We start from the raw sequence: 11741 nt of genomic DNA, 5'->3' as shown, positions 1-11741 counted from the left end.
CCGCGCCGCCCCGGCCCGCGACGACGCCGGCGTCGATCAGCGCACGCGCGTCGTCGGGCGTGTAGCCGAGCTCGCCGAGCAGCGCATGCGTGTCCTGGCCGATCGCGGGCGGCGCCGAGCGCAGCCGCAGGCGCTCGCCCGCGAGCGTGAGCGGCAGCAGCGCGGTGCGCGTGTCCACCGGCCGCCCGGCGCTGCTCGCGTCGGCCGGCAGCGTCACGGCTTCGAGGCCGCCCGTGGCGCGCAGATGCGGATCGTCGAACAGGTCCTGCGGCTTCGTGATCGGCGCGTACGGCAGGCCGGTCGACTCGAAGATCGCGCCGATCTCGGCGGCCGAGTACGACGCCAGCCGCGCACGCAACGCGGGCAGCAGCCATTCGCGCGCCTGGACGCGCAGGTTGTTGGTCGCGAGGCGCGGATCGTCCTTCAGCGCGGCCAGGCCGAATGCATCGCAGAACAGCGCCCATTGCGTGTCCGACACGACCGCGAGAAAAATCTGTTCGTTGTCCTTGACGGAGAACACGTCATAGACGGCCCACGCGGAAATGCGGCTCGGCATCGGCGACGCGGCCTGCCCCGTCACCGCGAACTGCATCATGTGCTGCGCGACCAGAAACACGTTGTTCTCGAACAGCGCGCTCTGCACCTGCTGGCCGCGGCCCGTGCGCTCGCGCTGCGCGAGCGCGGCCATCGCGCCGATCGCGCCGAACATGCCGCCCATGATGTCGTTCACGCTCGCACCCGCGCGCAGCGGCCGCCCTTCGGGGCCCGTCATGTAGGCGAGACCGCCCATCATCTGCACGACCTCGTCGAGCGCGGTGCGATGCTCGTACGGGCCCGGCAGGAAGCCCTTGTGCGACACGTACACGAGGCGCGGATTCAGCGCGTGCAGCGACGGATAGCCGAGGCCGAGGCGGTCCAGCGTGCCGCTCTTGAAGTTCTCGCTGAACACGTCCGCCGTGGCGACGAGCCGCAGCACGATCTCCAGCCCGCGCGGATCCTTCACGTCGACCGCGAGACTTTTCTTGTTGCGGTTGAACATCCCGAAGAAGCCCGCGCCGGAACCGCGCAGCGCCCGCGTGCCGTCGCCCGCGATCGGCTCGATCTTGATCACTTCCGCGCCGAGATCCGCGAGCAGCATCCCGCAGGTCGGGCCCATCACCATGTGCGTCATCTCGATCACGCGCACGCCTGCGTACGGCAGCGCCGAGGCCGGTTGGCGTTCGTTCATTGCGCGACTCCCGCCAGGCATCCTTCCGGTTGCGCGGCCGACGGGACACGCCCGTCCGCATAGCGGAAACCCTTCGGCAAGCCCGCATCGGGCACGTGGCCGTACAGCGCCTCGGCGGGCAACGCCGCATGCAGGATCGCGCGCGCGGCGAGCAGCGCGTCGACGTCGACCCCCGTGTCGTATCCCATCGCTTCGAGCAGGAACACGAGATCCTCGGTCACGATGTTGCCGGTCGCGCCTGGCGCATACGGGCACCCGCCGAGGCCGCCCTGGCTCGCGTCGATCGTCGTCACGCCCGCGTCGAGCGCCGCGACGACGTTCGCCAGCCCCTGCCCGCGCGTGTTGTGGAAATGCGCGCCGCCCGCCTTGTCGCCGACTTCACGGCGCAGCCGCGTGAACAGCCGGCGCACCTGGGCCGGATTCGCATAACCGCTGGTATCGGACAGGCCGATTTCGTCGACACCGCATTCGGCCATCGCGGCGGCCATCGCGATCGTCTCGTCGTCGCTGACGGCGCCCGCGATCGTGCAGCCGAACGCGACCGACACGCCGGCCTCGATCTGCACCGACGGATACCGCGCATCGCGCAGCGCGACGATCGCGCGCACTTCGTCGATCATCTGCGCGGGCGTCTTGCGAATGTTCGCCAGCGAATGCGCTTCCGTGACCGAGACCGGCAGCGTCAGCTTGTGCACGCCCGCGTCGAATGCCCCTTCGGCACCGCGCAGGTTCGGCGCGAGCGCGGCGACGTGCAGCCCCGGAATCGCCCGCGCATGCGCGACGACTTCGCGCACGTCGGCCATCTGCGGCAACAGCCGGGCCGGCACGAACGACCCCACCTCGATCTCGCGCAGGCCGGCCGCGGCCAGCGCGGTGATCCAGCGCAGCTTGCCGGCCGTCGGCATCACGGCCTTGATGCTCTGCAGCCCGTCGCGCGGACCGACCTCGCTGACCAGCACCTTCGGATATTCGGAAACGCTCATTCGACACCTCATCGTTCTATCTGAAAGAACATCATTCTGTTTGACAGAACTTTAGGCGGGCAGCGAACGAGCGGTAAGCGGGGTATACCCGTGAAATCGCGATTTTATGGAACTTGAGTTCTGTCAGGCAGAACGATATAGTGGGCCGACCATCATTCGAAGGAAGCAGTCAGTGCCCACGCATCAAGCAGGTCACACCGGCGACATGTCCGATCCGGCGGCCGAAGAAGCATCCAGCGGCGTCGCCGTGCTCGATCGCGCGTTCGCGATCCTCCGTGCGTTCGGCCAGACCGACGACCGGCTGTCGCTCGCCGAGCTGTCGCGCCGCACCGGGCTGTACAAGAGCACGATCCTGCGCCTGCTCGCGGCGCTCGAACACGGCGGCTTCATGCGCAAGCTCGACGACGGCCAGTACGCGATCGGGCACGAGCCGCTGCGGCTCGCCGCGCTGTACCAGCGTTCGTTCCGCGTCGGCCCGGTGATCGAGCCGCTGCTCGAGGCGCTGAGCCGCGAACTCGGCGAAACGGCTTCGTTCTACGTGCGCCAGGGCGACATGCGTTCGGTGCTCTATCGCGTCGAACCGGCCCGCGCCGTGCGCGTGTCGATTCGCGTCGGCGAGGAATTTCCGGTTCGCCAGGGCGCGTCCGGGAAGGTGCTGCTGGCCTTCACCGACACCCACGACGCCCGCTGGGACAACGTGCGCGAACAGCTGTGGGCCGCGTCGTACGGCGAGCGCGACCCCGAGACGGCATCGGCATCCGTGCCCGTGTTCGGCGCGGCCGGCGAATGCGTCGGCGCGCTGACGGTGTCGGGCCCGAAATCGCGGCTCGCCGCCGCGCCGGCGATGGCCGCGGCGCTCGCCATGCTGCTGCCGCTCGCGCAGAAGGCGACCGTCGCGCTCGGCGGCGCGGGCACGCGCTACGACGCGGCCGCCGTGCGCGACAGCCTCGCCCGGCTCGCGTCGTCGGCCGACGACGCTGCACGGTCGTAGGCGATTGCGCACGACAGCGGCGATGCGACGGCACGACGGGCCGCCGCATGCGACACTGGCCGACGATGCACGCCCGGTGTGCCACTCGCATGCACACCGGGCGTATAACCGCCAACCGGACCCGCACGAGGAGACAATCGCGATGAGCGCCGCACGCCCCGCCGCCTGGTATTTCGATTTCGTTTCGCCGTTCGCCTATCTGCAGCAGGAACAGTTCGACCGGTTGCCGCCGGCCGCCGCGTTCGAGCCGCGCCCGATCGTGCTCGGCGCGCTGCTCACGCACTGGGGCCAGAAAGCGCCGGCCGAGATCGCGGCCAAACGCGTCTTCACCTATCGTCACGCGCAATATCGCGCGGACAAGCTCGGCATCGCGTTCCGGATGCCGCCCGCGCACCCGTTCAACCCGATCAGGCCGCTGCGCCTCGCGATCGCGATGGGCAGTTCGCGCGACGCGATCCGGCGCATCTTCCGGCACATCTGGCGCGACGGCCACGACGTATCGACGCCCGACGGCTTCGCGGCGCTATGCGAAGCCGTCGGCTTCCCGGAAGGCGTGACGGCCGTCGAGGCACAGCCGGTCAAGGACGCGCTGCGCGCGAACACCGATCGGGCGATCGCCGACGGCGTATTCGGCGTGCCGACCTTCGCGCTCGACGGCGACCTGTTCTGGGGCGAGGACGCGACCGACATGTTCGTCGACTGCGCGACGTCGCGCGCGTGGCTCGACTCGCCCGAGGTGCGCCGCATCAGCGCGCTGCCGGAAGGCATCCGGCGCGGCTGACGGCACGGCCGCCGTCGCGCGCCTGCGCGATCATGCCTCGCGCCCTTCGACGAGCGTCGGCACGGCCTCGCGCATCATCGCGACGAACCGCACGAGCCGCGACGGATAGAACTGCGCGTGCGGATAGGTCAGATAGACGGGCAGCGGCGCGGCCTGCCACTCGGGCGCGAGATGCACGAGCTCGCCGCGCGCGAGATGGCCGGCCAGCATCCATGACGAGCCGACACACGCTCCGACGCCCAGCAGCGCCGCGCTACGCAGCGCATACAGGTTCGCGGTCGTGATGCGCGGCCGGATCGCGATGCGTCGCGTGTCGCCGGTGACCGCGTGCGTCAGCGCGAGTTCGTTGCGGTAGTAGGTGCGCAACGCGAGCCACGGCAGCCCGGCCAGCGCGTCGGGGTCGCCCGGTACATCGGCGCCGTTCAGCACCGACGGCGCGGCGACCACGAAGCGCGGCACCTTCGTCAGCCGGATCGCGACCACGCCGGGATCGGTCGGCTCGCCGACCTGGATCGCGCAATCGATGCCGCTGCCGACGAAATCGCGCACCTCGTCCTGCAGCAGCCACTCGACCGACACGCGCGGGTAGTCGCGCAGGAACTGCGCGAGCGGCGCGACGAAACGTTCCTGCCCGAACGCGTGCGGCACCGCGACGCGCAGCAGCCCGTCGGGCTCCTCCTGCGCGCCGCGCAAATCGGCCTCGAACGCCGCCCAGTTCGCCAGCAGTTCCTTCGCCCGCTTGAGGCAACGCTCGCCGTCGACGGTCAGCCGCATCGTATGCGTCGTCCGTTGCAGCAGCCGCATGCCGAGCGACCGTTCGAGCGCCTGCAGCCGCCGGCTGATGGTCGGCTGCGTCGTATGCAGTTGCGCAGCGGCCGCCGACAGGCTGCCGGCCTCGACTATGCGCACGAACGTTTCCATCAGCTCGAAACGATAGCCGGCGCCGTCCACCGGCACGGCCTGAACGCGCTGAGACCCGCCAGCGGCGGGAGAAGCAGAAGATTTTTCGGTCATTCGTGCAGCGTATAACAAATCTGCGCGAGGCGGCACTACCGTGGCCGGCCGCGTACCGCCACACTCGCGTCCATCCCGATTATCCAACCAAGGATGCACACCATGTCCACCCCGACCCGTCTCGACGCCGCGCCCCGTGTGGCGCACGCCCCGGCCCATCCGGCCGCCCATTCGATGCCCGATCGCCGACTCGTGCTGCTGCTCGCGGCCGCCGCCGGCCTCGCCGTCGCCCCGCTCTACTACGCGCAGCCGATGCTCGGCGCGCTCGGGCCCGATCTCGGCGCATCGGCGCGCGCGATCGGCTTCGTGCCGACGCTCACGCAACTCGGCTATGCGCTCGGCATCCTGCTGCTCGCGCCGCTCGGCGACCGCTTCGACCGGCGCCGCGTGATCGTGACCAAGGCTGCCGCGCTGGTCGTCGCGCTGCTGCTCGCCGCGATCGCGCCGTCGCTCGGGCTGCTGCTCGCGGCGAGTTTCGCGATCGGCCTCGCCGCGACGATGGCGCAGGACGTCGTGCCGGCCGCCGCGACGCTCGCGCACGACACGCATCGCGGCCGCATCGTCGGCACGGTGATGACGGGGCTGCTGCTCGGCATCCTGCTGTCGCGCGTCGTGGCCGGCTTCATCGCCGAAACGGCCGGCTGGCGCGCGATGTTCGCGCTCGCGGCCGTCAGCGTCGCGGTGATCGGCTGGGTGGCCGCGCGCGGGCTGCCGCGCTTCGAGCCGACCACGCGGCTGCCGTACCGCGCGCTGATCGCCTCGCTCGGCGCGCTATGGCGCGATCATCCGGCTCTGCGTCGCGCCGCGCTCGCGCAGGGACTGCTTGCCATCGGCTTCAGCGCATTCTGGTCGACGCTCGCGGTGATGCTGCACGGCGCGCCGTTCCATCTCGGCAGCGCGGCTGCCGGCGCATTCGGCCTCGCGGGCGCCGCCGGCGCGCTGGCCGCGCCGATCGCCGGACGCTTGGCCGACCACCACGGCCCCGAGCGCGTCACGCGCATCGGTATCGGCATCGCGACGCTGTCGTTCGCATCGATGGCCGCCGCGCCGCTGATGTCGCCGCATGCGCAGCTCGTCCTGCTCGCGCTCGCGACGATCGGCTTCGATCTCGGCGTGCAGGCGACGCTGATCGCGCACCAGGCCATCGTCTACCGGATCGATCCCGCGTCGCGCAGCCGCCTCAACGCGGTGCTGTTCGTCGGGATGTTCATCGGGATGGCGGCCGGCGCCGCGATCGGCAGTTTGTTGCTCGCGCAACTGGGCTGGAATGCCGTGACCGCGCTGGCCGTCGCGACGTCGCTGGCCGCGCTCGCGGTGCGGATCTGGCGCAACTGACATCCGCCGTCGCGAGGACGAGGCGGGCAGGCCCACGGGCTTGCCCGCCTTTTCTTTTATTTTCGATCGGCGCATGCATGATGCTGCGCGGCCCGGCAGATTCGGACGCACCGACGCGCGCATTCGTTCATTCGGTGCAAGATCCGCATCCGCCTGACGAATTAGCCAGTTCAACCGATTAATTTTTGCAACAGCGGTGCACGCTTGCACGCAAACGTCGGACGATTCGCCCCTGCCGCACCGCGCGGCGCGTTGCCATCCGACCCCATCGCACAACCCCGTTTTATCAGGGGATTCCCGGTATTTTTTCGCATTTTCTTCGAAATAACGGCTGACATACTGGCCCCCGTTGCGCTCCGGTGCGAGCGCGCTTTCCGATCCTGCCGGCCGCCTGTCATGCGCTGCGCGTCCGCCCGGGTCGCCCGGAACATGAACGATTTCGACACCTCGATCCAGATCTTCCTCACCCACGTGACGTTCGGCCCGCTGATGAATCACGCGATTCGCGTGATTGCCGGCCTGTACACGTTCAAGGGCTTCGTGCTCATTCCCGTGCTGTGCTGGCTGTGGTTCCAGCCAGGCCCGAACCGCGACCGGCAACGCGAGCTGGTCGTCGCGACGATCGCGAGCGGGCTCGTCGCGCTCGCGATCGGCCGGGTGCTCGCCCAGGTGCTGCCGTTCCGCGTGCGGCCGATCTACAACCCCGATCTCCACCTGCACTTCCCGTCGGCCGGACTGCGCGCGGCGACGCTGCAGGCATGGAGTTCGTTTCCGAGCGATCACGCGATGCTGTGGATGGCGATCGCGACCGGTATCTTCATCATCGCGCGCCGCATCGGCATCGTCGCGCTGCTGTATTCGGTCGTCTTCATCTGCCTGCCGCGCGCGTATCTCGGCTTCCACTACCCGACCGACCTGATCGCGGGCGCCGCGATCGGCATCGCGATCGCGTGGCTGCTGACGCGCGACGCGATCCGGTCGCGCTTCGCGCCGCAGGTGCTGGAGACGATCCGGCGCTTCCCCGCGCCGGCCTATACGCTCGCGTTCCTGCTGTGCTTCGAATTGATCACGCAGTTCGACGAACTGCTGACGCTCGCGCAGTCGGTCACGCAGACGATGTGACGGGCCGGTGCCGCGATGCTGCCCCTGCTGCTGTCGTTCCGTCGCCCCGGCATGCGCTGCCGGCCCTGCGCGGCAGCGGCGCGCCGCGCGCCGGCCGCGCACGTCAGTCGCGATCGGGCGCGCCGAGCGGGAAGAACGCGCGAAACGGCCGCGCCTCGTCGACCGCCCGCGCAAACGACGGCCGCGCGAGCAGACGCTTGCGGTACGCGATCACGTTCGCGAACCGCGGATCGATCCGGTGCGTCCAGTCCGCGTAGAACAGGAACGGCGCCGCGCCGCAATCGGCGAGGCTGAAATGATCGCCGGCCGCCCACTCGCGATCGGCCATCTTCTGGTCCAGCCACGCATACGACGTATCGAGCATCGCGCGCGCATCGGCGACGCCGCGTGCATCGCGTTCGCCTTCCCGGCGCAACGCGTCGTGCACGACCTTCTGCTGCGGCGTCGACACGTAGTTGTCGAAGAAGCGATCCATCATCCGCACCTCGAGCGCGGCGTGCGGATCGTCGGGCAAGAGGCGCACGGGGCCCGGATGGTTCAGGCCGAGATACTCGATGATGATCGACGCCTCGATCACCGTGCGGCCCGCCTCGACCAGCACCGGAAAGCGCTTCAGCGGCCACAGCGCGGTCAGTTCCTGCATCGGCTTCGGATCGTCGTGCGCGAGCAGGCGATACTCGAACGGCGTGCCGTTCTCGTACAGCGCGGTCAGCACCTTCTGGCAGTAGGACGAAAAGGGATGGGCGTAAAGCGTCGGCATCATCGCGCGGCCTCTCTGGGTGGTGGGCGCCGCGTCGTGCGGCGCCACGTGGTCGGATACCTGGACGACGAACGGCGCCGGGCCGTTTCGACATCGGTCCGGCATTTTTTTCGCCTTCGGATCGCTACGACCGGCCGTCCATCACGACGCGCCCCTCGGCGCGCCAGCGCAGCATCCCGCCACCGAGATTCGCGACCGCGTCGAAGCCGGCCTTCAGCAGGATCACGGTGGCCTGCGCGGAGCGCCCGCCGGCCCGGCACACGGTCACGACCGGCCGGTCGCGCGCGATCTCGCCGGCGCGTGCGGCCAGCTCGCCGAGCGGAATCGGCGTCGCGCCGGGCAGGTGCCCGAGCGGGCCCGTGAATTCGTCCGGCTCGCGCACGTCGACGACCTGCACGGCCGACAGATGATCCTCGAGCCACTGCGGATCGATTTCCCAGAACCCGGCGAACGTATAGACGAGGGGCGCCCAATCGGGCGCCGCCTGGGCATCGGGCGCGTTCGCGGCGACCCCGCATTGGAGGTTCGCCGGCACCGCGACGTCGATCTGGCGCGGGTGCGCGAGCCCAAGGTTGCGCATGTAGCCCGCGAAATCGTCCTCGCTGAGGTCGCCGCCGAGGCGCGGATTGAAACGCCGCTCCTCGCCGACGCTCGTCACGGTGAGCCCGCGATAGTCGTGCGCCGGATAGAGCAGGCAGGCGGCCGGCAGCGTGAAGAGCCGACCGTGCACCGCGCGATACAGCGCGCGCGGGTCGCCCTGCTGGAAGTCGGTGCGGCCGGTGCCGCGGATCAGCAGGCAATCGCCGGTGAACGCCATCGATTCGTCGTCGAGCACGAGGCTGATGCAGCCGCTCGTGTGGCCGGGCGTCGCGCGCACGGTCAGGTAACGCGCGCCGAACGCACAGCGGTCGCCGTCGTTCAGGTAGCGGTCGGCGCCCTGCGCGCCGCTCGCGGCCGAGATCGCGATCGCACTGCCCGTGCGCTGTTTCAGCAGCCACGCGCCGGTCACGTGATCGGCATGCACGTGCGTGTCGACGGTCGCGACGAGCCGCAGCCCGAGTTCGTCGAGCAGCGCCGCGTCGCGGCGCACCTGCTCGAACACCGGGTCGATCAGCAGCGCTTCGCGCGACGCGCGGTCGGCGAGCAGATACGTGTAAGTCGACGATTGCGGATCGAAAAGTTGCCGGAAGATCATCGCTCGGGTTCTCCGTCGCCGGTGCTTCGGTGAGGTGGGGGCGGGCCTGCGTGCCGCACATCGTCGTCCGGCACCGGCGTCGGCATGATGACATCGCCGTCGCGCGAGCGGCATCGCGCGCGTTGCGTTTCGCCCTCCCTACAGCGTAGATCAAAATGCATGCGCCGCCGGGGTACGGTGCGCGGCGACCGATTCCGAAGACGAATCGCACACGCCGGGACGATTCGCCACGCCCGGATGGTTGCGCGCACTGCCTTACACTACGGCCTGTTTTCGTCACAGTTCACAGGAATGCCACCGACATGTCGATGACGATCGATCCGAAGCAGGCCGCCGCGCTGCTGGCCGTCGCCGACACCGGCAGCTTCGAGCAGGCGGCCGTGCGCCTGCACGTGACCGCGTCCGCCGTCACGCAGCGGGTCCGCGCGCTGGAAGCCAGCCTCGGCACGCCGCTCGTGCTGCGCACGCGGCCGTGCCGACCGACGGTGGCCGGCCAGCGCGTGCTGCAGCATCTGCGCCGCGTCGCGCTGCTGCAGGCCGACCTGCAAAGCACGCTCGCGACCGAGCGCGAATCGCCGATCTCGGTGACGATCGCGCTGAATTCCGACAGCCTCGGCACGTGGTTCCTGCCCGCGCTGACATCCGTGCTCGCGGGCGAGCGCATCCTGTTCGAGCTGATCGTCGAGGATCAGGACCATACGTTCGCGCTGCTCGAAAGCGGGATGGCGGTCGGCTGCGTGACGACCGAACCGAAGCCGATGCGCGGCTGCATCGCGACGCCGCTCGGCACGATGCGCTACCGGCTGCTCGCGGCCGCCGCGTTCGCGGTGCGCTGGTTCCCGCGCGGGCTGAACCGCACGAGCGCGCGCAAGGCGCCCGTCGTCGCGTATTCACGGCGCGACACGCTGCAGTCGTCGTTCCTGAAGGAAAAGTTCGGGCTGCCGGACGGCGCGTACCCGTGCCACTACGTGCCCGGCACCCACTCGCACTTCGCGGCGGTGCGGCACGGGCTCGGCTACGCGATGGTGCCGGAGCCGCTGATCGGCGCGACGCCGCTCGATGCGCAAGGGCTCGTCGATCTCGCGCCCGCGCATCCGACCGATGTCACGCTGTACTGGCACGCGTGGACCGTGCAGTCGCCGACGATGGCGTCGCTGTCGGCGCGCGTCGTCGAAGCGGCGCGCCGATTGCTCGCGCCGCTGCCGACATGACCTGAGGCGGCGCGCTGGCGACGCAGCCGGCTCGCGGCCGTTACGCGCGCCGCTGCGCGAAGTATTCGCCGACCGCGCCGAGGAAGGTATCGATATCCGCGCGCGACACGTCGCAGTGCGTGACGAAGCGCGACGCATACAACATCTGCGTGAGAATCCCGCGCGCCTTGAGCCACGCCTCGAGCGGCGCGCAATCGGCTTCGGGAAATTGCGCGAACACCATGTTCGTCGCATGCGACAGCACCTTCACCGCGTCGATGCGCGCGAGGCCTGCCGCGAGATGCGCGGCATTCGCGTGATCGTCCGCGAGCCGCTCGACGTTGTGGTCGAGCGCATACAGGCACGCCGCCGCGAGAATGCCCGACTGCCGCATCCCGCCGCCCAGCACCTTGCGCCAGCGCTGCGCACGTTCGATCAGCGCACGGCTGCCGACCAGCACCGAGCCGACCGGCGCGCCGAGCCCTTTCGAGAAGCAGATCGACACGGTGTCGAACGGCGCGCACAGCTCGGCGATCGGGCGCCCCGACGCGACGGCCGCGTTGCACACGCGCGCGCCGTCGAGGTGCGCGGACAGCCCGCGGCTGCGCGCGAACGCGACGGCTTCCTGCACATAACCGTCCGGCAACACCTGGCCGCCGATCGTGTTCTCGAGCGCGAGCAGGCGCGTGCGGGCAAAGTGATTGTCGAGCGGCTTGATCGCCGCGGCGATCTTCGCGAGCGGCAGCGTGCCGTCCGGCGCATTCTCGATCGGCTGCGGCTGGATGCTGCCGAGCACGGCCGCGCCGCCGCCTTCGTACTTGTAGGTGTGCGCGAGCTGGCCGACGATGTACTCGTCGCCCCGCTCGCAATGCGACATCAGCGCGGCCAGGTTGCTCTGCGTGCCGCTCGGGAAGAACAGGCCGGCTTCCTTGCCCGCGCGCTCGGCCGTCACCGCCTGCAGGCGCACCCGGTCGCCCCGGTGATCGCACACGCGCGCACGCTGCTCGACGCATTACGCAGCCGCGGCCTGCCGGTCGTGCTCGTCAACGTCGCCGGCGGTGCGCCGGGACGCACGCAGCAGCCGGCGCGGCGGGACGCGCTGCCCGCCGACTGGACCGAACTCGTGCCCGAACTGAACCGGC

Annotated in this window: 11 protein-coding genes and 1 pseudogene; 6 read left to right on the top strand and 6 right to left on the bottom strand. The window is 70.1% G+C overall.

Annotated elements, in window-relative coordinates:
- The coding region (locus G3N62_RS31530; RefSeq protein ID WP_206141414.1) for a CaiB/BaiF CoA-transferase family protein at positions 1 to 1228 on the bottom strand (1228 nt) is incomplete at its 3' end.
- Complete coding sequence (locus tag G3N62_RS31525; protein WP_034187706.1) at positions 1225 to 2211, bottom strand: hydroxymethylglutaryl-CoA lyase; 987 nt, start codon at positions 2209 to 2211, stop codon at positions 1225 to 1227. The genes G3N62_RS31525 and G3N62_RS31530, both read right to left, overlap by 4 nt.
- 172 nt (positions 2212 to 2383) lie before the next feature.
- On the opposite strand from G3N62_RS31525, the gene G3N62_RS31520 reads away from it, so the two are divergent.
- Positions 2384 to 3202 carry an IclR family transcriptional regulator gene (locus tag G3N62_RS31520; RefSeq protein WP_124670386.1) on the top strand — a complete coding sequence of 273 codons (819 nt, stop codon included), beginning with the start codon at positions 2384 to 2386 and terminating at the stop codon, positions 3200 to 3202.
- A gap of 142 nt (positions 3203 to 3344) precedes the next feature.
- On the top strand, positions 3345 to 3983 hold the full coding sequence (locus G3N62_RS31515; protein ID WP_034187704.1) for a 2-hydroxychromene-2-carboxylate isomerase: 639 nt from the start codon (positions 3345 to 3347) through the stop codon (positions 3981 to 3983).
- Positions 3984 to 4013: 30 nt separating this feature from the next.
- Here the strand turns inward: G3N62_RS31515 and G3N62_RS31510 are convergent, their stop codons facing one another.
- Positions 4014 to 4997 (bottom strand): LysR family transcriptional regulator, encoded by a 984-nt coding sequence (locus tag G3N62_RS31510; RefSeq protein WP_124670387.1) that lies wholly within the window; start codon positions 4995 to 4997, stop codon positions 4014 to 4016.
- A 102-nt stretch (positions 4998 to 5099) separates the two neighbouring features.
- Between G3N62_RS31510 and G3N62_RS31505 the strand changes: the two genes are divergently transcribed.
- The gene (locus tag G3N62_RS31505; RefSeq protein ID WP_059559070.1) at positions 5100 to 6332 is read left to right on the top strand and encodes an MFS transporter; all 1233 of its coding nucleotides are present in this window, start codon (positions 5100 to 5102) and stop codon (positions 6330 to 6332) included.
- 429 nt (positions 6333 to 6761) lie between these two features.
- Positions 6762 to 7454 carry a phosphatase PAP2 family protein gene (locus tag G3N62_RS31500; RefSeq protein ID WP_034187701.1) on the top strand — a complete coding sequence of 231 codons (693 nt, stop codon included), beginning with the start codon at positions 6762 to 6764 and terminating at the stop codon, positions 7452 to 7454.
- 103 nt (positions 7455 to 7557) lie between these two features.
- Here G3N62_RS31500 and G3N62_RS31495 read toward each other — a convergent pair whose 3' ends face one another.
- Together G3N62_RS31495 and G3N62_RS31490 are read right to left on the bottom strand one after the other, a co-directional pair.
- Positions 7558 to 8217, bottom strand: a complete 660-nt coding sequence (locus G3N62_RS31495) for a glutathione S-transferase family protein (RefSeq protein ID WP_034187855.1) — start codon at positions 8215 to 8217, stop codon at positions 7558 to 7560.
- Positions 8218 to 8338: 121 nt separating this feature from the next.
- Positions 8339 to 9409, bottom strand: a complete 1071-nt coding sequence (locus G3N62_RS31490; RefSeq protein ID WP_034187700.1) for an MBL fold metallo-hydrolase — start codon at positions 9407 to 9409, stop codon at positions 8339 to 8341.
- Positions 9410 to 9711: 302 nt separating this feature from the next.
- On the opposite strand from G3N62_RS31490, the gene G3N62_RS31485 reads away from it, so the two are divergent.
- Positions 9712 to 10620, top strand: coding sequence for an HTH-type transcriptional regulator ArgP (locus G3N62_RS31485; RefSeq protein ID WP_049028996.1), 909 nt, complete (start codon positions 9712 to 9714; stop codon positions 10618 to 10620).
- A gap of 40 nt (positions 10621 to 10660) precedes the next feature.
- On the opposite strand, the gene ltaE is transcribed toward G3N62_RS31485, so the two are convergent.
- Positions 10661 to 11590 (bottom strand): low-specificity L-threonine aldolase, encoded by a 930-nt coding sequence (gene ltaE, locus G3N62_RS31480; RefSeq protein ID WP_346778211.1) that lies wholly within the window; start codon positions 11588 to 11590, stop codon positions 10661 to 10663.
- Here ltaE and G3N62_RS36165 point away from each other — a divergent pair.
- A pseudogene (locus G3N62_RS36165) lies at positions 11561 to 11741 on the top strand (cysteine hydrolase); the annotation flags it as partial. The gene ltaE and the pseudogene G3N62_RS36165 sit on opposite strands and share 30 nt — an antisense overlap.

It is taken from the genome of Burkholderia sp. Tr-20355 (assembly GCF_017104685.1).
GTDB lineage: Bacteria > Pseudomonadota > Gammaproteobacteria > Burkholderiales > Burkholderiaceae > Burkholderia > Burkholderia seminalis.
This window is presented reverse-complemented; position numbering and strand designations above follow the sequence as displayed.

What these genes read in the sequence shown, in the direction of transcription:
- G3N62_RS31510 (WP_124670387.1), bottom strand. Translation starts at nt 4,997, where the DNA reads ATGACCGAAAAATCTTCTGCTTCTCCCGCCGCTGGCGGGTCTCAGCGC.
- G3N62_RS31490 (WP_034187700.1), bottom strand. Translation starts at nt 9,409, where the DNA reads ATGATCTTCCGGCAACTTTTCGATCCGCAATCGTCGACTTACACGTAT.
- G3N62_RS31515 (WP_034187704.1), top strand. Translation starts at nt 3,345, where the DNA reads ATGAGCGCCGCACGCCCCGCCGCCTGGTATTTCGATTTCGTTTCGCCG.
- G3N62_RS31500 (WP_034187701.1), top strand. Translation starts at nt 6,762, where the DNA reads ATGAACGATTTCGACACCTCGATCCAGATCTTCCTCACCCACGTGACG.
- G3N62_RS31495 (WP_034187855.1), bottom strand. Translation starts at nt 8,217, where the DNA reads ATGATGCCGACGCTTTACGCCCATCCCTTTTCGTCCTACTGCCAGAAG.
- G3N62_RS31525 (WP_034187706.1), bottom strand. Translation starts at nt 2,211, where the DNA reads ATGAGCGTTTCCGAATATCCGAAGGTGCTGGTCAGCGAGGTCGGTCCG.
- G3N62_RS31485 (WP_049028996.1), top strand. Translation starts at nt 9,712, where the DNA reads ATGTCGATGACGATCGATCCGAAGCAGGCCGCCGCGCTGCTGGCCGTC.
- G3N62_RS31505 (WP_059559070.1), top strand. Translation starts at nt 5,100, where the DNA reads ATGTCCACCCCGACCCGTCTCGACGCCGCGCCCCGTGTGGCGCACGCC.